Annotated in this window: 22 protein-coding genes; 4 read left to right on the top strand and 18 right to left on the bottom strand. The window is 41.4% G+C overall.

What is annotated here, in order from left to right; genetic code table 11:
- Position 1: 1 nt before the first annotated feature.
- On the top strand, positions 2-781 hold the full coding sequence (gene miaE, locus M1F14_RS08355; RefSeq protein ID WP_042848923.1) for a tRNA isopentenyl-2-thiomethyl-A-37 hydroxylase MiaE: 780 nt from the start codon (positions 2-4) through the stop codon (positions 779-781).
- A 63-nt stretch (positions 782-844) separates the two neighbouring features.
- Here miaE and rpoS read toward each other — a convergent pair whose 3' ends face one another.
- From rpoS to cysJ, 15 genes are all read right to left on the bottom strand, one after another.
- The gene (gene rpoS, locus M1F14_RS08350) at positions 845-1,831 is read right to left on the bottom strand and encodes an RNA polymerase sigma factor RpoS (RefSeq protein ID WP_042848924.1); all 987 of its coding nucleotides are present in this window, start codon (positions 1,829-1,831) and stop codon (positions 845-847) included.
- 54 nt (positions 1,832-1,885) lie between these two features.
- Positions 1,886-2,965, bottom strand: a complete 1,080-nt coding sequence (gene nlpD, locus M1F14_RS08345) for a murein hydrolase activator NlpD (protein ID WP_048608194.1) — start codon at positions 2,963-2,965, stop codon at positions 1,886-1,888.
- A gap of 312 nt (positions 2,966-3,277) precedes the next feature.
- A complete protein-coding gene (locus M1F14_RS08340; RefSeq protein ID WP_042848927.1) occupies positions 3,278-3,904 on the bottom strand; it encodes a protein-L-isoaspartate(D-aspartate) O-methyltransferase in 627 nt (208 codons plus the stop codon).
- The gene (surE, locus tag M1F14_RS08335; protein WP_181468717.1) at positions 3,901-4,662 is read right to left on the bottom strand and encodes a 5'/3'-nucleotidase SurE; all 762 of its coding nucleotides are present in this window, start codon (positions 4,660-4,662) and stop codon (positions 3,901-3,903) included. Before surE ends, M1F14_RS08340 begins: the two co-directional genes overlap by 4 nt.
- Positions 4,640-5,698: a tRNA pseudouridine(13) synthase TruD gene (gene truD, locus M1F14_RS08330; RefSeq protein WP_181468718.1), complete on the bottom strand. Its 1,059-nt coding sequence runs from the start codon at positions 5,696-5,698 to the stop codon at positions 4,640-4,642. The genes surE and truD overlap by 23 nt, the downstream gene beginning before the upstream one ends.
- Positions 5,664-6,176, bottom strand: coding sequence for a 2-C-methyl-D-erythritol 2,4-cyclodiphosphate synthase (ispF, locus tag M1F14_RS08325; protein ID WP_042848930.1), 513 nt, complete (start codon positions 6,174-6,176; stop codon positions 5,664-5,666). Before ispF ends, truD begins: the two co-directional genes overlap by 35 nt.
- A gap of 9 nt (positions 6,177-6,185) precedes the next feature.
- Positions 6,186-6,938: a 2-C-methyl-D-erythritol 4-phosphate cytidylyltransferase gene (ispD, locus tag M1F14_RS08320; RefSeq protein ID WP_071548561.1), complete on the bottom strand. Its 753-nt coding sequence runs from the start codon at positions 6,936-6,938 to the stop codon at positions 6,186-6,188.
- 59 nt (positions 6,939-6,997) lie between these two features.
- The gene (gene ftsB, locus M1F14_RS08315) at positions 6,998-7,294 is read right to left on the bottom strand and encodes a cell division protein FtsB (RefSeq protein WP_042848932.1); all 297 of its coding nucleotides are present in this window, start codon (positions 7,292-7,294) and stop codon (positions 6,998-7,000) included.
- Positions 7,295-7,455: 161 nt separating this feature from the next.
- Positions 7,456-8,064 carry an adenylyl-sulfate kinase gene (cysC, locus tag M1F14_RS08310; protein WP_094301238.1) on the bottom strand — a complete coding sequence of 203 codons (609 nt, stop codon included), beginning with the start codon at positions 8,062-8,064 and terminating at the stop codon, positions 7,456-7,458.
- A gap of 5 nt (positions 8,065-8,069) precedes the next feature.
- Positions 8,070-9,512, bottom strand: coding sequence for a sulfate adenylyltransferase subunit CysN (gene cysN, locus M1F14_RS08305; RefSeq protein WP_042848935.1), 1,443 nt, complete (start codon positions 9,510-9,512; stop codon positions 8,070-8,072).
- Positions 9,513-9,573: 61 nt separating this feature from the next.
- The gene (gene cysD, locus M1F14_RS08300; RefSeq protein ID WP_042848936.1) at positions 9,574-10,482 is read right to left on the bottom strand and encodes a sulfate adenylyltransferase subunit CysD; all 909 of its coding nucleotides are present in this window, start codon (positions 10,480-10,482) and stop codon (positions 9,574-9,576) included.
- A 14-nt stretch (positions 10,483-10,496) separates the two neighbouring features.
- Positions 10,497-11,909 (bottom strand): siroheme synthase CysG, encoded by a 1,413-nt coding sequence (cysG, locus tag M1F14_RS08295; RefSeq protein WP_131680846.1) that lies wholly within the window; start codon positions 11,907-11,909, stop codon positions 10,497-10,499.
- A 1,085-nt stretch (positions 11,910-12,994) separates the two neighbouring features.
- Positions 12,995-13,729 carry a phosphoadenylyl-sulfate reductase gene (locus M1F14_RS08290; RefSeq protein WP_181468719.1) on the bottom strand — a complete coding sequence of 245 codons (735 nt, stop codon included), beginning with the start codon at positions 13,727-13,729 and terminating at the stop codon, positions 12,995-12,997.
- The gene (cysI, locus tag M1F14_RS08285) at positions 13,726-15,459 is read right to left on the bottom strand and encodes an assimilatory sulfite reductase (NADPH) hemoprotein subunit (protein ID WP_181468720.1); all 1,734 of its coding nucleotides are present in this window, start codon (positions 15,457-15,459) and stop codon (positions 13,726-13,728) included. The genes M1F14_RS08290 and cysI overlap by 4 nt, the downstream gene beginning before the upstream one ends.
- Positions 15,459-17,264, bottom strand: coding sequence for an NADPH-dependent assimilatory sulfite reductase flavoprotein subunit (gene cysJ / locus M1F14_RS08280; RefSeq protein WP_131680847.1), 1,806 nt, complete (start codon positions 17,262-17,264; stop codon positions 15,459-15,461). The genes cysI and cysJ overlap by 1 nt, the downstream gene beginning before the upstream one ends.
- A 345-nt stretch (positions 17,265-17,609) precedes the next feature.
- Between cysJ and queD the strand changes: the two genes are divergently transcribed.
- Entirely contained in the window at positions 17,610-17,975 is a 366-nt protein-coding gene (queD, locus tag M1F14_RS08275) for a 6-carboxytetrahydropterin synthase QueD (RefSeq protein WP_042848941.1), read from the top strand.
- Between the two features lie 544 nt (positions 17,976-18,519).
- Positions 18,520-19,137, top strand: coding sequence for a YagU family protein (locus M1F14_RS08270; protein ID WP_042848942.1), 618 nt, complete (start codon positions 18,520-18,522; stop codon positions 19,135-19,137).
- A gap of 67 nt (positions 19,138-19,204) precedes the next feature.
- Here the strand turns inward: M1F14_RS08270 and queE are convergent, their stop codons facing one another.
- Positions 19,205-19,876: a 7-carboxy-7-deazaguanine synthase QueE gene (gene queE, locus M1F14_RS08265; protein ID WP_042848943.1), complete on the bottom strand. Its 672-nt coding sequence runs from the start codon at positions 19,874-19,876 to the stop codon at positions 19,205-19,207.
- A gap of 177 nt (positions 19,877-20,053) precedes the next feature.
- Here queE and M1F14_RS08260 point away from each other — a divergent pair, with 177 nt between their 5' ends.
- Positions 20,054-21,421 carry an amino acid permease gene (locus tag M1F14_RS08260; protein WP_042848944.1) on the top strand — a complete coding sequence of 456 codons (1,368 nt, stop codon included), beginning with the start codon at positions 20,054-20,056 and terminating at the stop codon, positions 21,419-21,421.
- Between the two features lie 49 nt (positions 21,422-21,470).
- On the opposite strand, the gene megL is transcribed toward M1F14_RS08260, so the two are convergent.
- Positions 21,471-22,658 carry a methionine gamma-lyase gene (gene megL, locus M1F14_RS08255; protein WP_071548563.1) on the bottom strand — a complete coding sequence of 396 codons (1,188 nt, stop codon included), beginning with the start codon at positions 22,656-22,658 and terminating at the stop codon, positions 21,471-21,473.
- A gap of 15 nt (positions 22,659-22,673) precedes the next feature.
- Positions 22,674-23,066, bottom strand: a complete 393-nt coding sequence (locus M1F14_RS08250; RefSeq protein ID WP_048608213.1) for a hypothetical protein — start codon at positions 23,064-23,066, stop codon at positions 22,674-22,676.
- Positions 23,067-23,076 lie beyond the last annotated feature (10 nt).

Here is a 23,076-nt window from a genome sequence, read left to right as displayed (position 1 = left end):
CATGAATGAGTATCAACAATTACTGGCGCCAATCCGCCAGTTTTTGCAATGTGAAACACCCGATGCTTGGGTGCAAAAAGCATGTTTACCTGAAAGCTTACCCATTATTTTAAAAGACCACCTATTATGCGAACTAAAAGCCGCGCAAAGTGCCATGTTTTTAATTCGCAAATATGCGGTAGATAAGCAAAGTGCTACTGTATTACTTGAATGGTTTAAACCCTATGAAGCATTCGCTTATGATCGAATTGGCGATATATATACGTTAAAAAATAAAAACCAAATTTCCAAGCAAATACTCGCGAAAAAACAATCGCCTTATAGCCAAGACTTAATTGATAAAATGGTATTGCTTATCAAAGAAGAGCTTCACCATTTTTATCAAGTTCTTGAAATTATGCACCAAAGGAATATTCCCTATGATGGGATAACCGCAGGGCGTTATGCAAAAAGCTTATTTAGCTATATTAGCCCTCATGACCCTAAAACCTTGGTTGATAAACTCATTATTGGTGCTTATATTGAAGCCCGTTCATGTGAACGCTTTGCGAAACTGGCACCTTATTTAGATGAGCAACTGGCTAACTTTTATATTTCATTATTGCGTTCTGAGGCACGTCATTACCAAGATTATTTACACTTAGCGCAATTAATTAGCAAACAGGATATCACTGAACGTATTAATTACTTTGGTATTATTGAAGCTGAACTAATTTCTACCCCTGATGATGATTTTAAGTTTCATAGTGGTGTACCAATCACTTTAACTCGTGCATATTGATATAAAAAAATCCCTATAAACTTTCATCTATAGGGATTTTGAATAACTAACCTAGTTAGTGCTCTACATGTTGAATAATGCTTCTAATGTCAGCTCTTCACCATGTAAAATATCTTTTAACCGCCTTAAACCTTCGACTTGGATCTGACGAACCCTTTCTCGAGTGAGCCCAATTTCGCGCCCAACCTCTTCCAGAGTTTCTGCTTCATAACCTAAAAGCCCAAAACGTCGTGCTAAAACCTCCCTTTGTTTTGGGTTCAATTCAAATAACCATTTAACAATATTCTCTTTTAAATCATTATCTTGAATTGTATTTTCTGGACCTGAATCATTATCATCAGACAATACCTCAAGCAAAGATTTTTCTGAATCCCCTGCAATTGGAGTGTCAACAGACGTAATACGTTCATTTAAGCGCAACATCCGGCTGACATCTTCGACAGGTTTATCTAACTGTTCAGCGATTTCTTCAGGGCTTGGCTCATGGTCCAGCTTTTGGGCTAATTCACGTGCAGTACGAAGGTAAATATTGAGTTCTTTAACGATATGAATAGGAAGGCGAATTGTACGAGTTTGGTTCATGATAGCACGTTCTATCGTTTGACGTATCCACCATGTTGCATACGTCGAAAATCGAAACCCTTTTTCAGGATCGAATTTCTCAACAGCACGGATTAACCCAAGATTCCCTTCCTCGATCAAGTCGAGTAAAGCAAGACCTCGATTATTATAACGGCGAGATATTTTTACAACTAAACGAAGATTACTTTCAATCATGCGTTGACGCGACGCAAGATCACCGCGCAATGCACGCCTTGCATAAAAGACTTCTTCTTCAGCTGTAAGGAGCGGTGAGAATCCAATTTCACTGAGATAAATTTGGGTGGCATCCAGAACACGTTGGTTTGTGTTCTGGAGTAAATCCATTTCTTCATCCTGCTCTGAAACTAGATCCTCTTCTTTAAACTGACTCTCATCAAATGCATCATCTAAATTGCTTTCGTCGAGGTCATTATATAACTCGTTAACTTTCAGCGAACTTTGGCTCATCAGTGACTCCTACCCTTGATAATGCGGACAGAATGTCAAAGCATTCCGCCCAGTTTATCGCTGCGGCAAATAGCGCAACGGGTTTACTGATTTTCCCTTGTAACGAATTTCAAAGTGTAATCTAACCGAACTTGTTCCAGTACTACCCATGGTGGCTATTTTTTGACCTTCAGTGACATCCTGTTGATCACGCACAAGCAACGTATCGTTGTGTGCATAGGCACTCAAGTAGTCATCGTTATGTTTTATAATTATTAGATTTCCATATCCACGCAAAGCATTACCTGCGTAAACGACTTTTCCTGGAGCAGCAGCAAGTACAGCTTGACCACGAGAACCTGCAATATCTATCCCTTTGTTCCCGCCTTGAGCATCTGAGAAACTTTCAATCATTTTCCCATCTGCCGGCCAACGCCATTTTATTGACGAATTATTTGTACTACTAGCTGCGGTTGAAGCAGTTGTGGTCGTCGGAGCTGTTGTCGTCGTTGAAACTTGCGTTGCAGGTTTCTTATTATTAGGCAACATCTTACCCGTAGTTTGACCACCACTATTTTCAGGATACGCATTAGTTGTTCGAAGATCAACCGGTTGCTGATGACTATTTGATGAATTTGAGGCTAATTGAGTGCTCGAGTTCACATTTGTGTTACCAATATTAATAACTTGCCCTACATTTAAGCTGTATGGCTCAGGAATATTGTTTCGAGATGCTAACTCACGGAAATCATTACCCGTTATATAAGCAATGTAAAATAGCGTATCACCGCGCTGAACAGTATAACTATTACCGCTATAACTGCCTTTTGGTATATTGCCGTAGTCACGGTTATACACAATACGCCCTTCTCCATTGGTCGTAACAGGCCCTGAAGATGAAGTACGACTAACCGGTTGTGTATTGGTATTACTTGATAAATTTGGGCGTGCAGACGGCATTGCCGTACTCACCCCCGTATTTGATGACGATACGGGTGCCACTCTTTGCGTCGTTGGCTGGCGAGATTGGCTATCATTCACACTGGAAATAGGTGCTGCCGTATGATAAGGCGTGGAACAGCCTGCCAATAGTGCTCCGCTAAATGAAAAGATGACTGCCCATCGAATTCTGCTTATAGGGCTAACAATTTTCATGCTTCTTCTCCCGTGAAGAAAAATCTGACGTGACAATGCAAAATAATGTCAGTAATAGAGATACCATAAAATATTTCACTTATTAAAACAGAAATACAAAATAGTGAACAAGTTAAATATATCAAAAATATAACAATTTGAGATTATGACTCAATAGTTTGAGCCTATTATCCAATTTAAGAGGGTTAAACTATCATATTTAGAATAGTTTTACTGCTATTTGAGTTAATGAAGTATTCGCAATAGTATTTATGTAGACTAATGATACAAAATTACCCAGTGCGGTGATGGATAAATACCATTGCAAATAGATTAAAGAAGGTCACCCGCAACTAATGGAACAAAACGCACTTTCTCGATGACATTAGCATGGTAATCATTACCACGACGGGTAATGAGCTTTAAAGATTGTTCTTTATCTCCAACAGGTAAAACCATCCGCCCACCATCTTTCAATTGCTCCAGTAACATGGTTGGCACTTCAGTCGGCGCAGCTGTCACAATGATAGCATCGAAAGGGCCCTTTGATTGCCACCCTTCCCAACCATCACCATGGCGAGTTGACACATTATGTAAATCAAGCTGTTTTAAACGCCGCTTTGCGGACCATTGCAAACTTTTCACTCGTTCAACAGAGAAAACATGCTCAACTAAATGAGCAAGTACTGCCGTTTGATAGCCAGACCCTGTCCCTATTTCAAGCACCTTGTCATTCGGTGACAAAGACAGCAAGGCGGTCATTTTAGCCACTATGTATGGTTGCGAAATAGTCTGACCATAGCCTATCGGCAATGGAATATTATCGTAGGCTTTATGTGAAAGAGCTTCATCCACAAAGCGTTCTCGAGGCACGAGTGAAATTGCGTCTAATAGGCGCTCATCGTGAATTCCCTGTTGGCGTAATTGAGCCAAAAGATCTTTCATGAGCCCTGTTATCATTTTACTAGCACTCCTGATTTTTCTAGCCATTCTTCCACTAACGTGTGCGTTTTATAGGCTGTTAAGTCAACTTGCAATGGGGTTATCGAAACATAGCCATGTTGTACAGCTTCAAAATCGGTCCCCGGACCAGCATCTCGAATTTCACCAACAGGGCCTAGCCAATACAGCATATTACCTTTCGGGTCTTCTAAGCTATATACCTCAGATGCAGCATGCCGGCTTCCACAGCGAGTCACTTTGATACCTTTAATATCCTTATAAGGAATATCAGGTACGTTGATATTTAAAATATTACCCGCACGCAGAGGGCTCTTTTGCAGCAACATCAAGATATCACATGTTACCCTTGCCGCACTTTCATAATGAGTATCTCCATCTAATGACACGGCAATCGACGGTAAGCCTAAGTGACGCCCCTCAGTAGCCGCAGCGACTGTACCTGAGTAAATCACGTCATCCCCCAAGTTCGGCCCACAATTGATACCTGAGACCACAATATCAGGCCGTGGGCGCACCACTTTATTTACCCCGATATACACACAATCTGTTGGCGTGCCTTCTTGTACCGAAAGGTCACCATTACTTAACGTTTGAATTCTCAAAGGCTTATCTAATGTTAGTGCATTCGACGCACCACTGCGATTGCGGTCTGGGGCAATCACTTGAACATGATAATATTGGCGTAGCGCAGCCGCTAGGGTTTGGATACCCGGTGCATTTACGCCATCGTCATTACTCAATAAAATCTTTAGCATCGGCATTATCCTGCCCATTTTGATTGATAATTTCTCTTACTACACTTGTCGCAAAACTACCTGAGTTTAAGAAAAATGTTAGCTTTACTGTCGTGTTATCTAACCATTGCCATTGCAATCCCTGTGGCTTGATAATAACGGCTCTTCTCACCAAAGATGCGCGTTCACTTTTCATTAAAGCCATAAATGGCTGATAATCTTCTAAGCAATGAATTTCAAACCCTAATGCGTCATCTTGCGAACCTAACTCGCCATCACCAGGAAGAGGGGCAGTAATACTTAACTCTGTTGATAACACACGTTCTTGCAGTGTTAATAACTCATCCGAAGTTGCAACAAACCAACTCCCCCGCCCCGTTAGTTGTAATGCATCCCCTAATAGCACTTGATGTACCGTATTATTCGCAATACGTTCACTCGCGATATGGTTAAACATTACACTGCGAGCCGCAGAAAGATAAAAACTGCGTTTATTCCGCTCACGAACATGAATCTCTTGGTTTGCCCAACGTAATGCTTGGGTCAGATTCTGCCCACCACGACCAAAGCGTTGCTCACCAAAATAATTAGGTACTCCAGATAATGCGACTTTTTCTAAGCGTTGTTCAACATCTTTCGCATCTGAAATATCACGCAAAGTGATTTCAAATTGATTTCCTTTCAAGGAACCAATACGTAATTTCCGTTTTTGCCGTGTAGTGGCAAGCACGCGGCATCCTTCAAGCTGCCATGCAGAAAAATCTGGCGTTTCCTTACCCGGCATTTGTAAGCAAAACCACTGCTCAGTCACCGCATGCCTATCTTTTAAACCTGCATAGCTGACAGCTCTAGCTGAAATTTTAGCAAACTTTGCTAATTGCTCAGCAACAAACAGCGTATTACACCCTGTTTTTTCGACACGAACCATGACATGTTCGCCTTCACCATCGAGCTCAAAGCCTAAATCTTCTTTGACAATAAAATCTTCAGGAACACTTTTTAGCGTGCCAGAAGACAACGGCTTACCATGCAGGTACTGAACATTCATTGCTTTCATTACTATTATCTTTGACTAAAAGAACAACCGCGGCGCAGGCAATGCCTTCTTTACGCCCCACAAACCCCAACTGCTCCGTCGTCGTGGCTTTCGCATTAACATCATCCATATGACACTCAAGGTCTTCAGCAATATTGACCCGCATTTGAGCAATATGCGGCAACATTTTAGGCGCCTGAGCCATAATGGTAATATCAATATTACCAATACGATAACCTTTAGCACGTACATGACAAAAGGCTTCCCTTAGTAACACACGGCTATCAGCCCCTTTAAATGCAGGGTCAGTATCTGGAAATAATTTACCGATATCTCCTAACGCAGCAGCACCGAGTACTGCGTCAGTTAGTGCATGCAATACAACATCACCATCTGAGTGCGCGAGTAGGCCTTGCTCGTAAGGGATGCGCACGCCACCAATGATGATAGGGCCTTCACCACCAAATTTGTGTACGTCAAAACCGTGTCCGATTCTCATTTTTTTTCCTTAATTGTTCATTCTTGAAAGATAAAACTCCGCCAAGGTGAGATCTTCTGGGCGTGTCACTTTTAGATTATCTGCGCGCCCCGGAACTAATACCGGTTGATAACCGCAATATTCAAGTGCAGAGGCTTCGTCTGTGATCACTGCATTTTCTTTCAAGGCTTTACTTAGACAGTCCCGTAATAATAATAGCGGGAAAAATTGTGGTGTCAGCGCATGCCATAGAGCCTCACGTTCAACAGTATGGTCGATTAACTGGCTGGCTTTTAAACTGCGTTTCATGGTGTCACGAACAGGCGCCGCGAGTATCCCACCACAGCAGTTTTGTTCTGTTGTTAATTGAATAATTTTATTTAAATCTGACTGGTGGAGGCAAGGACGAGCAGCATCATGGACTAACACCCAACAATTTGAGAGTTCAGGTTGCGCCGCTAAAAAATTGACACCGGCAAGGACCGAATCTGCACGTTCCTTTCCACCAATAACCGCAGTAATTCGAGGGTTTGTTGAAATAGCTAGCTGCTGAAAATATTCATCTTCTGAGCTTAGTGCAATGATAATATGTTTAACATTATTATTTGCTAGCAATGCACTCAGTGTATGTTCAATGATCGTTTTGCCAGCCACCCGTAGATATTGTTTGGGGCAATCGGCATTCATGCGGCTCCCTATCCCTGCTGCAGGAATTAGCGCAACAATTTGAGGGTCATTGTTTTGTAGGGCTCGGGTTTGTGGGGTATTGTCTGGATTTATCATTATTAGATTCTTACATCAGAAATAATCAGGCTAATGGGCATACCATTTTTGCATCGTTATTATTGTGTGGATTTTTGGTTATTACTTTCTTTAACCACCCGATAAAAAGATTCCCCAGGCTTGATCATCCCAAGCTCACTACGAGCTCGTTCTTCAATCGCATCCTGCCCATCATTTAAATCATTAATTTCCGCAAATAGCTGTTCATTACGCATTTTCAAGCGCGAGTTAACAATTTCCTGAGCAGCAACATCATCTTTGACCTGTACGTAATCATGTATGCCGTTCTTACCTAACCATAAGGAATATTGTAACCATGCTAATATCGCGATTAATAGTAGCGTTAATTTACCCATCTTGCCCCCTGAAATGATTTGCTAATCATCCCATAACTCAACGAATGACGCTACTGTGATACTAAAATAGTGATAAAAAGTCAGAATAAGTCTGGTTTAAATGCACTAAATATTCCCTCTTATTTTACCATTTAATAAAAAAGAGGGATATTTAAAGGCAATTAATAATCCACTTGAATGATTTGATTGCGCAATAATAACGCAATAATTTGAGAAAGGGAGTCTGAAATCGGTTGTTGACCATTAAGCTGTAGCTCCGGATATTGCGGGGCTTCATAGGGGGAGTCAACCCCTGTAAACTGCTTGATTTTACCTTCTCGGGCTTGTTGATATAAACCTTTTGGGTCGCGCTGTTCACAAATACTGACAGGAGTATCAACATACAATTCAAAAAATTGGTTCGGCTCAAATAAATCGCGCACCTTTTGCCGATCATGTTGAAACGGGGAAATAAATGCAGTAGCAACAATTAAGCCTGCATCTACCATTAATTTAGCCACTTCCCCGATCCGCCGGATATTTTCTTGCCGATCCGCTTCGCTAAAACCTAAATCACGACATAACCCGTGGCGAACATTATCACCGTCCAATAAATAGGTTTTATTCCCCATTGAAGCTAATTGATGTTCTATCGCCCCTGCAAGGGTAGATTTCCCTGAACCCGATAACCCTGTAAACCACAATACTGCACCTTTGTGCCCATTATTGCTTTCCCGTAGCTGTCGAGTCACAGCATGTTGATGCCAAACTATATTATTTGCTTTTGTCATCATAGTTATTTTCCACCAAGAACATCACGAGCGCCCCAATGCGGAAAATGACGACGAACTAATTTATTTAATTCAATTTCAAATTCACTAAATTCACTAGTTGGCTCAAAAATAGGGGCTTGTGTCTCGCGAACTAGCCCTGCTCCTACGGTGACATTAGTTAACCGGTCAATCAGGATCATACCGCCAGTATCCGCATTACGCTGATAATTTTCTAACAATAGCGGCTCATCAAAAGAAAACTCCACTAAACCTATTCCATTTAGAGGTAACTCTGTGGCAACTTTTTGCGTTAAATTATTCACATCAACTTGATATTGAATATTTTCAACCTTGGCTCGACTACGCTTACCAGCCACTTTTATATCGAGTTGCTGCCCTTGGACTAAAGGCTGCTCAGACATCCACACAACATCAACTGACGCATGTTGTGTCGCTTGTAAGGTTTCATTTTCTGCAACCAATAAATCACCGCGGCTAATATCAATTTCGTCCGCTAAAACGAGCGTGATAGCTTCCCCCGGAATAGCAAACTCTTGTGGACCAGAAAAAGTCACAATCTGTTTAATTTGAGATGTCGCCCCCGACGGTAAGACTTTAATGTTTTGCCCTACCCGTACAATACCTGACGATAACGTTCCACTGTAGCCTCGAAAATCTAAGTTTGGACGATTAACATACTGCACTGGAAAACGCATTGCCTGTTCTACGGCCTTTTGTTCCACTTGAACATTTTCTAAAATCGATAATAGTGTTTCGCCTTGATACCAAGGTAAGTGATGGCTGCTATTCACAATATTGTCGCCATCAAGCGCTGAAATTGGCACAAACCATACATTCAATTCAACGGGTAATTCTGTTGCAAACTGTTGATAATCCTGTTTAATTTTCTCAAATACAGCTTCGCTGTAACCCACCAGATCCATTTTATTTACGGCGACAACAAGATGGCGTATCCCCAACAAAGTACTGATAAAGCTATGGCGTCGAGTTTGCTCTTGTACCCCTTTTCTCGCATCGATCAACAAAATAGAAAGTGAACATGTTGATGCGCCTGTCGCCATATTACGCGTGTATTGCTCATGACCAGGTGTATCGGCAATAATAAATTTGCGTTTTTCCGTGGAAAAATAGCGATAAGCAACGTCGATGGTGATCCCTTGCTCACGCTCTGCTGCGAGCCCATCAACCAATAACGCAAGATCCAGTTTTTCGCCTTGCGTACCTATACGCTTACTATCACTTTGCAGTGTTGAGAGCTGATCTTGATAAATTTGGCGGGTATCATGCAGTAAACGGCCAATTAAAGTACTTTTGCCATCATCTACATTGCCACAAGTTAAAAAACGTAATAACCCTTTTTGCTGCTGAGCCAGTAAATAAGGTTCCACACCACCTTGCTGCTCAATTTGATGTGCAATTGATTCGTTATAAACGGCCTGTGCCATGATTTTTCTCCTGACCTTACGTATTGACCCTGACGTTATGTATTAACCTTCCCCACAGGCCTTAAAAATAGCCTTGGCGTTTTTTCAGTTCCATCGATGCTGACTGGTCGCTATCGATTAACCGCCCTTGCCGTTCACTGGTAGTAGAAACCAACATTTCTTCAATAATTTCAGGCAGGGTTTGCGCATTTGATGGTACGGCTCCCGTAAGAGGCCAGCAGCCAAGAGTTCGAAAACGTACTGTTTGCTGGCGAATAACTTCCCCCGTTTGTAAATCAATACGGTCATCATCAACCATCAACAAGGCCCCTTCTCGTTGAATAACAGGCCGCTCTTTTGCAAAATACAATGGAACAATATCGATATTTTCCAAATAGATATATTGCCAAATATCGAGTTCAGTCCAATTTGACAGTGGAAATACACGGATACTTTCACCTTTGTTTATTTGCCCATTGTAATTATGCCAAAGTTCTGGGCGTTGGTTTTTCGGGTCCCAACGGTGAGATCGGTCACGAAAAGAATAGATCCGCTCTTTTGCTCGGGATTTTTCCTCGTCTCGTCGTGCCCCTCCAAATGCCGCATCAAAGCCATATTTATCTAAAGCCTGCTTTAGCCCCTCGGTTTTCATGATATCGGTATGTTTTGCACTGCCATGTACAAATGGGTTAATCCCTAATCTTTCCCCTTCAGGGTTACGATACACCAATAATTCAAAGCCATATTTCTGTGCTGTTGCATCACGAAACTCATACATTTCGCGAAATTTCCATCCTGTATCTACATGCAACAAAGGAAAAGGTAATTTCCCAGGGTAAAAAGCTTTCCGAGCTAAATGCAGCATGACAGACGAATCTTTTCCAATAGAATACAGCATCACTGGGTTAGCAAATTCGGCGGCAACCTCTCGAATAATATGAATACTTTCTGCCTCTAACTGCTGTAAATGAGTCAATGTTTTTTCGTTCACAAGCGCCTCCTAAATTAAGCCAATTCCAGTACAGCACTGCGCCAACTGATATCTTCAGTTTGTGTGCCAAACCATGCTAATTGTTTATGTAATGCCGCAACTTCACCTATCACGATCAAAGCGGGTGATGGTGCTTGCTGTGCCAATGTTTCCAGCTCAGATAAACTACCTGTAACCACTTTTTGCTCACGCCTTGTCCCACAACCTACAACAGCGACAGGGGTATCACTCGCTCGCCCAAATTTAATCAGTTGTTCACTAATATTGGCTGCTTTTACTGTGCCCATATAAATTGCTAAGGTTTGTTGACCACGAGCAAGTGCCTGCCAATCCAAATCAGCGCCATTTTCACGACAATGCCCAGTAATAAATGTAATACTCTGAGAGTATTCCCGATGCGTCAGCGGGATCCCTGCATAAGCAGTTGCACCAATCGCCGCGGTCACCCCTGGTACCACTTGAAATGGGACCCCTGCCTGAACAGCAACTTGTAGCTCTTCACCTCCGCGACCAAAAACAAACGGGTCCCCCCCTTTAAGGCGAACAACTTTTTTGCCTTGCTGAGCAAATTTCACGATCAATGCGTTAGTTTCTTCTTGAGAAACACTGTGATTGCCAGCTCGTTTACCCACACAAATTTTGTCGGCATCACGACGTACCAATTCCAGAATTTCCTCACTAACAAGGTGATCATATAAAACCACCTCGGCACTTTGTAAAACACGCAACCCTTTTAACGTAAGTAACCCCGCATCACCGGGCCCGGCTCCTACAAGAATTAACTCACCATGGTTATCGGGTTCATAAAGTTGGCGTTCTAATTGCAACTCTGCTTCGCTTAATTGGCCTTTTTCAACTAGTGATGCAAAGCGCCCACTAAAACTTTTTTCCCAAAAGCGCTTTCTTTCCCGCATATTGACCAGCGTTTCTTTGACTTTACCGCGCCAACGCCCAGCAATTTCAGCCATTTTCCCCAAAGAAGCAGGAAGCATTGTTTCCAATTTTTCTCTCAATAAACGGGCTAAAACGGGTGCTGTTCCCCCAGAGGAAACCGCCACAATCACCGGAGAACGGTCAATAATTGAAGGAACAATAAACGAGCATAAAGGTTGATCATCCACTACATTGACAAAAATTTTTCGCTCATTAGCATCGTAAAAAACGGTTTCATTAAGTTTCGTGTCATCCGTCGCCGCAATCACTAAAAAAGCGTCATCCAATAAAGAAGAGCGATATTCCTCAGCTAACCAAATAACATGGTTTTGTTGGCACTGAGCTTGTAATTGAGGACATAACGACGGGGAGATAACCACAAGTTGAGCTTGTGCTTTGATGAGCAATTCAGCTTTGCGTGCAGCCACTACGCCACCGCCAATCAACACTACTTTGCGCGTACGCACATCGACAAATAACGGTAAATAATCCATCTTGCTCACCCATCTTTATATAAACTTATTATATGAAATATAAAATTGACTATATGGTGTAAAAGTTAAGGTTTGAAATGCTAAAAAAACATGACTTGTAACTGAAAGGAATAAGCCAAATATTCATTAACTAGCAAAAAATAAAGACCAAAAGTATCAAATCAACCAAACTTAACTAAAACTTTATTTTAAATTTAGTTTTATAAAAATTAAGGGATATCTATTTTTTAAATAAAAGTATCCCTTTGTAATTAAACAAATATTTTATTAAATCTATAACTATTTAAACCCTAAACTAAAACCACGAATTGGGTTACGAATAACCCATACTCTAAATAATTCATGTTGTCGCTAGGCGGCAAGTAAATGAGTCGCTAGGAGCATACATAAGTATGTGACTAGTGCGAATGCACGCAGCCAACAACCTTACCGCTTGAATTATGACCAACCCATACTCTAAATAATTCATATTGTCGCTAGGCGGCAAGTAAATGAGTCGCTAGGAGCATACATAAGTATGTGACTAGTGCGAATGCACGCAGCCAACAACCTTACCGCTTGAATTATGACCAACCCATACTCTAAATAATTCATGTTGTCGCTAGGCGGCAAGTAAATGAGTCGCTAGGAGCATACATAAGTATGTGACTAGTGCGAATGCACGCAGCCAACAACCTTACCGCTTGAATTATGACCAACCCATACTCTAAATAATTCATGTTGTCGCTAGGCGGCAAGTAAATGAGTCGCTAGGAGCATACATAAGTATGTGACTAGTGCGAATGCACGCAGCCAACAACCTTACCGCTTGAATTATGACCAACCCATACTCTAAATAATTCATGTTGTCGCTAGGCGGCAAGTAAATGAGCCGCTAGGAGCATACATAAGTATGTGACTAGTGCGAATGCACGCAGCCAACAACCTTACCGCTTGAATTATGACCAACCCATACTCTAAATAATTCATGTTGTCGCTAGGCGGCAAGTAAATGAGTCGCTAGGAGCATACATAAGTATGTGACTAGTGCGAATGCACGCAGCCAACAACGCGACAGCTTGAATTATGACGAGTATGACGAGTATTTAGTTTTCATGAAGCCCACACTCACGCTTTAAACCAAAGAAACGAGTGTCTTCCTCACTCATCCCTTCCTCCCATTTACGGGTTGTATGGGTATCACCGACTGATAGATATCCCTTTTCCCATAATGGATGGTAAGGTAACTTATACTTTATTAAGTATTCATAAACTTGCTTATTATTCCAATCAATGACAGGTAGGATTTTAAAAATGCCTTTACCAACCCCCAACACTGATAAATTGGCTCGGCTCGTTGATTGCTCACGCCTTAACCCGGAAAACCAACTCTGAGCCTGTAATTCATGTAATGCTCTTTCCATCGGTTCAACTTTATTAAGTTGATTATAACGTTCAATCCCTTCAATACCTTGCGTCCAAAGCTGCCCATAAATCGCTTCTTGCCACGCAGGGGTTCGCTGAGCTCGATATACTTGTAAATTCAAATTTAGTGTACTGCTTAGGTGCTCAATAAATTGATAGGTCTCGGGAAACAAATAGCCTGTATCCGTTAAAATGACAGGGATATCAGGTACAATTTGTGTCACCATATGCAGCGTTAACGCTGCTTGTATTCCAAAACTGGAAGACAACACAAATTCTGCTGGCAAATGTTCAAGCGCCCATTCAATACGCTGTATTGCACTCATTTTTTCTAACTGCACGTTGAAGTCAGATAAATACGCCGTTTGCTGAGCTTTATCTAAATTTAATACTGTCGCTAGTTGAAGCTGACTCATACTGCCTCCTGAACCTCATAAAAATCGACAGCAGAATTTACAACTGGCTTTACAACGTCAGTACGGACTAAAAAGTCTCCAAAACCTTCTTGAGCTAAGCGGTTTTTCGACCAATTACCAATTAATTCATCCAAAATAGCCAAAATTTCAGCACTGCTGATATTTTCGCGGTACATGCGTGGAATTCGCGTTCCAATACGGTTACCACCCAAGTGTAAATTATACCTATCAAGCGCTTTTCCAACTAACCCCACTTCCGCCAGCATTGCTCGACCACATCCGTTTGGGCAGCCTGTAACGCGCAAAACGATATGCTCATCAGCCACTTGATGTGATGCCATAATATTTTCAACGTGGCTAACAAACTCAGGGAGAAAACGTTCCGCTTCAGCCATCGCTAACGGGCAAGTTGGAAAAGAAACACAACCCATTGAATTTTCACGCTGTGGCGTGATTGCATCACTCATTAACCCATGGGCTTTCGCTATCGCTTCAATCGCCTCTTTTTCACTTTCAGGCACACCAGCAACGATCAGATTTTGGTTCGCTGTTAAACGAAAATCACCTTGGTGAATACGCGCTATTTCCGCAACCCCAGTTTTTAATGGTTTATCCGCTAAATCAATCAACCGGCCATTTTCAATAAACAACGTTAAGTGCCAACGATTATCAACCCCTTTAAGCCAACCAATTTTGTCACCGCGTTCCGTGAATTGATAAGGTCGGATTGGTTCGAAATCCACGCCGGAGCGCCTTTCAACTTCCGCCTTAAAGGTATCGACCCCCACTCGCTCTAAAGTATATTTAGTTTTCGCGTTTTTACGGTCAGTCCGATTCCCCCAATCACGCTGAGTTGTCACTATCGCTTCTGCAATGGCCAATGTTTTATCTAATGGAATAAAACCAAATTCACTGGCTAAACGTGGAAAGGTCGCAGTATCACCATGAGTCATAGCTAAACCACCACCAACCAACACATTAAAACCAATGAGCTCATCATTTTCAGCAATAGCGATAAAATTCATATCATTAGCATGTAAATCCACATCATTGAGAGGAGGAATAACCACCGATGTTTTAAACTTTCTTGGTAAATAAGTTTGCCCTAAAATAGGTTCTTCATCGGTTGTCACAATTTTTTCTTTATCTAGCCAAATTTCAGCATATGCGCTGGTTCTAGGTAAAAGGTGCTCAGAAATTTTCTTTGCCCATTCATAGGCTTGCTGATGTAACTCCGATTGCACTGGGTTAGATGTACATAGCACATTACGGTTAACATCATTTGCCGTTGCTAATGCGTCCAAACCGACATGGCTTAACATTTGGTGTGCAGGTTTCACATCCCCTTTAAGGATGCCGTGGAACTGAAATGTTTGCCGGTTAGTTATGCGCACACTGCCATACAGCGTGTGCTCAGTAGCAAATTTATCAATATCTAACCATTGTTTTGGGGTGATAATTCCCCCCGGTAAGCGGCAACGCAACATCATTGCATGACGTGGCTCAAGTTTTTGTTCTGCACGCTCTGCTCGAATATCACGGTCATCTTGTTGGTACATGCCATGGAAACGGATCAATAAAAAGTTGTCCCCATTAAAACCACCGGTTAAGCCGTTTTTCAAATCTTCCTTAATGGTACCGCGCAAATAGTTACTGTCTTGCTTCATGCGTTCGCTGTCAGCAAGTTTGCCTTCGACGATTAAGGGTTTTTGTTGTTGTTCATTGCTCATTAATAAACATCCCTCTGATAACGGCGCATTACGCGCAGCTCACTTAAAAATTCATCGGCCTCCTCACTATCCATGTTGCCGTATTGACCGATGATATCCAATAATGCCTGCTCTACATCTTTTGCCATACGATTTGCATCACCGCAGACATACAGGTGTGCACCTTCTTGTAACCATTGCCAAACAGCTTCGCCTTGTTCACGAAGTTTGTCCTGCACGTAAACTTTTTCTTTCTGATCTCGCGACCAAGCTAATGAAATTTGGGTTAATAAACCGTCTTTAACATAACGCTGCCATTCAACTTGATAGAGAAAGTCATCAACAAAGTGAGGGTTACCAAAAAACAACCAGTTTTTACCTGTTGCACCGTCGTTATCCCGTTGCTGTAAAAAAGCGCGGAATGGGGCGATGCCTGTCCCAGGACCAATCATAATCACAGGTGTTGTTGGGTCAGCAGGTAGGCGGAAGTTATCATTGTGCTCAATGAAAATGCGCAGTTCATCCCCTTCTTTGAGTCTATCTGCTAAAAAACCCGACGCCCCACCAGTGCGAGGACGCCCATCGATGTCATAACGAACAACACCAACGGTAGCATGTACTTCGTCTTCTGATTCCGCTTGAGATGAGGAAATTGAGTACAATCGAGGCGTTAGTGGGCGTAGTAAATCAACAAATTCTTGAGCACTTGGCTGCGCTGCGGCTTGGCGCACCATATCAACGATCGGCGTCGTTTGCGCGTATTGCAAAATAGCCTGTTTATCGCTAATTAATGACAGCAACTCATCATCTTTAGATAGTTGTGCATATTTCTCGACAATTACGTGAGTATTTTGTGTCAGTTCTAATTGATAAATCAGTGCATCACGTAAAGAGTGCCGCTGCGAGCCAATAAAGACCTCTTCATCCCCTTGTAACCAAAGTAAAGCCACCAGCTCATCAACTAATTCGGGGTCATTATCAAACCACACCCCCAGTGAATCCCCCGGTAGATAACGTAAACCAGAGTCACCTAAATCAATTTCAATATGACGAACATCTTTTTGTGAATCCCGCCCTGTAATTTTTTGATTACTGAGTAACGTGGCGGTTAAAGGTGCTGTTTTGGTATAAGGCGATGAGTGAATTTCATTCACACTTCCCGCTTGAGCTGTTAATAATTGACTATCAGTTTGTGCCGGAACTCGTGCCTTTAAGATTTGAGTGAGGTTTTCAACCCATTCATCTGCAATGGATTGATATTCGACATCTGCATCGACTCTCTCAATCAATGACGTTGCGCCTAATAATGCCAATTGGGAATCAAAGTCTTTGCCCGCTTGGCAAAATTTTTCATACGATGAATCGCCTAAAGCAAAAACGGCATAACTGGTTTGTGCCAAATTCGGTGCTTTTTTCGAATAAAGGTATTTATATAATGCGACAGCTTCTTCTGCTGGCTCCCCTTCCCCTTGAGTTGATGCCACAACAACCAGCACTTTCTCTTGGTTTATTTGCTTAAACTTATAGTCACCCGCATTCACTAGATTCACGTTAATTTTTTCGCTAATTAAACGTTCTCTGAGTTGCTCTGATAGGCGGCGTGCATTACCCGTTTGTGAGGCTGAAATAATCGTAACGGTTTCCTGCGCAGCGACTGGCGCACTCGTTGACATGTCAACAGGGGCATTTTGATTTACCATCCCCCATAAATAACCGGAAAGCCAAGCGAGTTGATGTGATGAAAAATCATCAACAACTGTCTGCAAACGTGTTAATTGCTCAACAGATATTGGCAGCGCCGCTAATGGCGGCTGTTTTTTTGTCATTATCCTGTAACCCCAGCGTAGTTCATTTTTGAATTTTAAAAAACAATGCTATGTCACTCACCCAGAAAATACCCACAACAGACTGTTCGCTCATTTACCTAAATAATTAAACTAGTAAAGCAAAAAATACCGCTGTACTTAGAATAAGTAGGGTATGCGATTAGGTTATAACAACCATCAATAGCGGGATAAGAAACTATAGCCATAAATAATAACTAAAAAGCCTAAAGCAATTAGCAGATGGATCATATCCATAAAAGCGGTTAGTAATAATTTGGCAAATAAAGACATTTTTAGCTAAAAATACAGTACAATGCGCTGTTTATTAACAATAAGGAATGATATATGAGCACAACAATCTATAAGGATTTTACGTTCGAAGCTGCACACAAACTTCCCCATGTCCCCGCTGGTCATAAGTGTGGTCGTCTGCATGGGCATTCTTTCATGGTGCGTTTAGAAATTACTGGGGAAGTTGATAAACAGAGTGGTTGGATTATTGATTTTGCTGATGTGAAAGCGGTATTTAAGCCTATTTGGGAACAACTAGACCATCATTATTTAAATGAGATCAAAGGGCTAGAAAACCCAACAAGTGAAGTATTAGCACAATGGATTTGGCAACAAACTAAACCACATTTACCTTTATTAAGTGCAGTCACCGTTAAAGAAACTTGCAATGCAGGCTGCGTTTATCGCGGGCAGGCTTAAAAATACAAGTTCTAAAAAGGTAATAGTATTTCCCGTAACTATTTTGATAGCTGGGTAAAAATAAAATTCATTTATATAGGGATACAAGCCCCTCAGGCTGCTGGTTTAGTGGCAAGCCTAATCGGTTTTGAAAATAAATGAGGGGCAAAAATCTCTATATCCTTCTCTTCGACTTATCGCTAATTATGCAGTAAATAATAATCCCCCCTCAGATAAAGCACTCCCTAACACACCATATGAAAAGCTTTCCAACCGCTATCAAGTGGCAGTGGTTAATCTGGTATCAAGACCTAAGATTAAGGTAAGAAGAGTTGCCGCTAAAGTATAAGCAAGAAGTGAAGCAACCACGGGCATTTTCTATCTTCGTAAAAATGAAGTCACTGAAAAGTTTACATTTTTGCAACAATATAAATAAAAAGAGGCCATTGACGACTATTTTAAGTTTTCTGGCATAAAGAACATAAAAACTTTAATTTGACATAGTGCATCAAATTATAACCTGATCTATTATTTACCATTATTTACTTTTAATAAGGCAGGGAAAATGAATCTATTTCAACAAACACCCAAATCCAGAAGACGTTATGGATTAGCAGCATTTATCGGTTTAATCGCAGGTATTGTCTCATCGTTTGTCAAATGGGGCGCTGAAGTTCCATTACCGCCAAGAAGCCCAACAGATATGTTCAACGCGGCTTGCTCGCCTGAAACTCTGATCCGCGCAGCAGAACAAATTGACTGCTCACGTAATTTTCTAAATCCACCTTATATTTTCTTAAGAGATTGGTTAGGAATTGCAGACCCTAATTCTGCGGTTTACACCTTTGCAGGGCACGTGTTTAATTCAGTGGGTGTTACTCACATCCTATTTTCTATCGTGTTTGCTGTCGGATATTGCATTGTTGCTGAAATATTCCCTAAAATTAAGCTATGGCAAGGGTTATTAGCGGGTGCACTGGCGCAATTATTTGTCCATATGATTTCATTCCCTCTTATGGGGCTCACCCCTCCACTTTTCGACCTCCCATGGTACGAGAATGTTTCAGAAATATTTGGCCATTTAATTTGGTTTTGGTCTATTGAGATTATTCGTCGTGACTTACGTAACCGTATTACTCACGAGCCCGATCCTGAAGTGCCGTTAAACCAACCATTTAGATAATGTTAAAGCCCCCAATGATTGTTTTTCAACTATTGGGGGTCGATGCAAAGTCATCGTTATTTTTTTATTATTGAATATCCAAATACTTATGCGTTTGAATCGATAAACGCCAATTACGCTGTATACAAGTGTCAATACACAATTTCGTTGCTGTCGCCTTTTGGCTAATCGGTTGTAATGCAACGATAGGTGGAGCATCCACAGTACGTAATGCTAAAATTCTTTCAAGCGCTTCAATATCTTTTTCTCGCGCAACTGGGTGCTTAATTTCATTAGCCCTATCCACCGCTTGGCTAAGTACTTTCAATCCGCCTTTCATACCTACTTTTGGTGATACCGTCACCCAAGTCTCTTCTGTACATTGAACTGGGTAAGTCCCACTCGTTTCAATTTGGCATTGATACCCTTGCTTCTCCAAAGCCTCGGTCAATGATGTTAAATCATAAATACAAGGTTCTCCGCCCGTGATCACAATATGTTTCGCGGTAAAACCACTTTTTTGCATCAATTGGACCAACCCATCCGCATCAGACATCGCCCACCAATCACTATCTTGTGTTTTCAATGCAATATCGCCCAAAGTGGTTTCTTTTGCAGGTTCCTTATCCCAAGTTTGTTTAGTGTCACACCAACTGCAACCAACAGGGCAGCCCTGCAAACGAATAAATACTGCTGGGACACCAGTGAAAACACCTTCCCCCTGTATTGTTTGGAAGATTTCATTAATTGGGTACTTCATACTGCTCCTAGAATAATCCATTTAGCGCATATTATATTGCAGATATCTATCTCACGGGCAATGCACTTTGTGATAATGTAATCACCTTGCGTTCAGGAAAGTACATCAATTAAATCAACGAAACCGAAACTATATTCGGTACAATATATTAAAACAAAGTCAATGACAGGAAAAGACATGCAAAGTAGTGAACAAAATCAACTCAGAAAGGGGCTGAGTGTTCGGCACATTCGCTTTATGGCCTTAGGCTCAGCGATTGGTACAGGGCTGTTTTACGGTTCAGCATCAGCCATTCAGGCTGCTGGGCCTGCAGTATTACTTGCCTATATGTTAGGCGGTGCAGCCGTGTTTATGGTAATGCGTGCCCTCGGTGAAATGGCGGTGCATAACCCCGTCCCAGGCTCTTTCTCTCACTATGCAAGTCATTATATGGGCCCTCTAGCTGGCTTTCTCACTGGCTGGAACTATGTATTTGAAATGCTGGTTGTCTGCTTAGCTGATATTACCGCCTTCGGGATGTACATGGGGTTCTGGTTCCCACATGTCGACCAGTGGGTATGGGTATTAAGTATCGTACTATTTATTAGTGCGCTCAATTTATGTCATGTCAAAATCTTTGGCGAAATGGAATTCTGGCTTTCTATCATAAAAGTCAGTGCCATCATTGGTATGATAGTTGGTGGTGCATTCTTAATGTTCTATGGTTTTGGTCAAGAAACCAACCACGAAGTTGGGCTACAAAATCTGTGGGAACACGGTGGTTTCATGCCAAACGGCATTGAGGGAGTCATCGCCTCTTTAGCTATCGTCATGTTTGCGTTTGGCGGTATTGAAGTCATTGGTATTACCGCAAGTGAAGCCCAGAATCCAGAAAAAACCATTCCTAAAGCCATCAATGCTGTACCTATTCGCATATTACTATTTTATGGTTTAACACTATTTATCCTGATGTGTATTTACCCATGGAATCAAATCGGCCAAAACGGTAGTCCATTTGTACAAATTTTCGATAGCTTAGGTATTCAATCAGCAGCCAATATCTTGAATATTGTCGTTATCACCGCCGCAATTTCTGCGATTAACAGTGATATTTTTGGTGCTGGCCGCATGATGTACGGCATGGCTCAAGATGGGCAAGCGCCAAAAGTCTTTACCAAACTAACAAAAAGTGGTGTTCCATGGGTAACTGTACTGGTTATGTCTGTCGTAATGTTATTGGGCGTTTACCTTAACTACCTATTACCAGAAAAAATCTTCGTGATTATTGCATCTATTGCAACCTTCGCGACCGTCTGGGTATGGCTTATGATCTTACTATCTCATGTTGCTATGCGCCGAAAAATGAGCCAAGAAGAAGTAAAACAACTAAAATTTCCAGTACCTTTCTGGCCTGTAGGCCCTGCTCTCACTATTGCATTCATGGTGTTTGTTATCGCATTGCTAGGCTTCTTTAAAGATACTCAGGTCGCATTAATCGTCGGCTTTGTTTGGGTTGCTTTACTCAGTATTGCTTTCTTTATTATGCGTTCTTACCAAAAGCGCTAACCTAAAAATATAATAGCCCTATATTTATTCCATATAGGGCTATTTTTTATTATGGCTCAATAGCTTGACGAATATCGTCTATTAACTCATCCACGTTTTCTAAACCAATAGAAAGCCGAATCAACCCATCGCTAATACCATATTTCAACCTTTCTTCTCGAGTATAGGTCGAGTGGGTCATGCTAGCAGGGTGTTGAGCTAATGACTCACAATCTCCCAAACTCACCGCTCTTGAAAATAGCTTGAGGCGGTTCAAAAACAGTTTGCCGGCTTCGATTCCGCCTTTTAACTCGCAGGCAATAATCCCCCCAGCTAACTTCATTTGTCTTTGAGCTAATTGGTATTGTTCAAAGTTCGGTAATCCTGGATACATTATTGACTTTATCTGCGGATGAGACTGCAAATATTCAGCAATTTTATGCGTATTTTGAACAATCCGTTCCATGCGAACAGGTAGCGTTTTCACCCCTCTAAGAATTAAATTCGCATCATGAGGAGATAAGCATGCCCCCGTCATGTCTTTCAATCCAACTAACCTTACTTGTTTCGCATACTCTGCGGAAGTCGCTATTGCCCCACCCATTGCATCCCCATGACCATTCATATATTTAGTCAAAGAATGAATAACAATATCAGCACCAAGTGTAATTGGCTTTTGGATATAAGGCGTACAGTATGTATTATCGACAGCCACCAATACTTTTTTTCGATGAGCAATTTCACTCACGGCTGCAATATCAACTAAGCGCATATTTGGGTTAGCCGGTGATTCGAAAAATATTATCCGAGTTTTATCAGTGATCGCTTTAGCCACATTATTTGGATCGCTCATATCAATATGACGCACTTTTACACCAAATCGAGCTAATCCATGATGAAAAAAAGCATAGGTACAACCGTAAACGGTTAAGTCCACTAGTAGTTCATCACCAGGGTTTAACAATGTCCAAAAAGTCGCTGTAATCGCCCCCATACCTGAAGAGAACACAACAGCAGCCTCTGCCTCCTCAAGAGAAGCGATCCTATTTTCTAGTAAAGTTAGCGTCGGGTTATTAATCCGAGTATAAATATACCCCTCTTTTTCACCACTAAAATAGGCACCTCCCTCTTCCACACTTTTAAATACATAAGTTGATGTTTGATAAATGGGTGCTGCTAATGAACCTAAATGTTGGTTTGCATCATAATGGCTATGAATTGCCCGTGTATCAAAAGAACTTTTTATATCTAAACTCATACCACCTCCTAAAAATCACCCTCCTTGGGATTGAGATAATCGAGATCCGACAATTTGCAAAGTCCGTAAAACCGTACTAATTCCACGTAATGTGTCAGGATCTTTTAATAAAGCATACACTGAACGAAAATTTGGGTTTTTACTATCATATACACCTTCCATTTTAGCCATGTTATATGCTGTACCTAATTCCCATACAGGAACCAAAGTATCTTCAAATGAATTTGACAATCTTTCTACTGTACTGTTATCTAAGATATCAATAAGGTCAGAAACTAATGACAGTAAATCAACAATATTATCTAAGCGATTTAATTGTAATAATGGTGCTAATTTTTCAGCAAGATGATTACCTGATTCTGAGCTAAGTAGCTCAACAAGCTTACTTTGAGTTTCATTATTCGACATTTTAAATTCC

Source organism: Providencia sp. PROV003 (assembly GCF_045040775.1).
Classification (GTDB): Bacteria; Pseudomonadota; Gammaproteobacteria; order Enterobacterales; family Enterobacteriaceae; genus Providencia; species Providencia huashanensis.
This window is presented reverse-complemented; position numbering and strand designations above follow the sequence as displayed.

Coding starts and splice junctions, on each gene's coding strand:
- queD (WP_042848941.1), top strand. CDS start 17,610: ATGAGCACAACAATCTATAAGGATTTTACGTTCGAAGCTGCACACAAA.
- ftsB (WP_042848932.1), bottom strand. CDS start 7,294: ATGGGTAAATTAACGCTACTATTAATCGCGATATTAGCATGGTTACAA.
- truD (WP_181468718.1), bottom strand. CDS start 5,698: ATGAAAGCAATGAATGTTCAGTACCTGCATGGTAAGCCGTTGTCTTCT.
- cysG (WP_131680846.1), bottom strand. CDS start 11,909: ATGGATTATTTACCGTTATTTGTCGATGTGCGTACGCGCAAAGTAGTG.
- nlpD (WP_048608194.1), bottom strand. CDS start 2,965: ATGAAAATTGTTAGCCCTATAAGCAGAATTCGATGGGCAGTCATCTTT.
- M1F14_RS08260 (WP_042848944.1), top strand. CDS start 20,054: ATGCAAAGTAGTGAACAAAATCAACTCAGAAAGGGGCTGAGTGTTCGG.
- cysC (WP_094301238.1), bottom strand. CDS start 8,064: ATGACAAAAGCAAATAATATAGTTTGGCATCAACATGCTGTGACTCGA.
- M1F14_RS08250 (WP_048608213.1), bottom strand. CDS start 23,066: ATGTCGAATAATGAAACTCAAAGTAAGCTTGTTGAGCTACTTAGCTCA.
- megL (WP_071548563.1), bottom strand. CDS start 22,658: ATGAGTTTAGATATAAAAAGTTCTTTTGATACACGGGCAATTCATAGC.
- M1F14_RS08270 (WP_042848942.1), top strand. CDS start 18,520: ATGAATCTATTTCAACAAACACCCAAATCCAGAAGACGTTATGGATTA.
- queE (WP_042848943.1), bottom strand. CDS start 19,876: ATGAAGTACCCAATTAATGAAATCTTCCAAACAATACAGGGGGAAGGT.
- surE (WP_181468717.1), bottom strand. CDS start 4,662: ATGCTAAAGATTTTATTGAGTAATGACGATGGCGTAAATGCACCGGGT.
- miaE (WP_042848923.1), top strand. CDS start 2: ATGAATGAGTATCAACAATTACTGGCGCCAATCCGCCAGTTTTTGCAA.
- M1F14_RS08290 (WP_181468719.1), bottom strand. CDS start 13,729: ATGAGTCAGCTTCAACTAGCGACAGTATTAAATTTAGATAAAGCTCAG.
- ispD (WP_071548561.1), bottom strand. CDS start 6,938: ATGATAAATCCAGACAATACCCCACAAACCCGAGCCCTACAAAACAAT.
- cysI (WP_181468720.1), bottom strand. CDS start 15,459: ATGAGCAATGAACAACAACAAAAACCCTTAATCGTCGAAGGCAAACTT.
- rpoS (WP_042848924.1), bottom strand. CDS start 1,831: ATGAGCCAAAGTTCGCTGAAAGTTAACGAGTTATATAATGACCTCGAC.
- ispF (WP_042848930.1), bottom strand. CDS start 6,176: ATGAGAATCGGACACGGTTTTGACGTACACAAATTTGGTGGTGAAGGC.
- cysJ (WP_131680847.1), bottom strand. CDS start 17,264: ATGACAAAAAAACAGCCGCCATTAGCGGCGCTGCCAATATCTGTTGAG.
- cysN (WP_042848935.1), bottom strand. CDS start 9,512: ATGGCACAGGCCGTTTATAACGAATCAATTGCACATCAAATTGAGCAG.
- M1F14_RS08340 (WP_042848927.1), bottom strand. CDS start 3,904: ATGATAACAGGGCTCATGAAAGATCTTTTGGCTCAATTACGCCAACAG.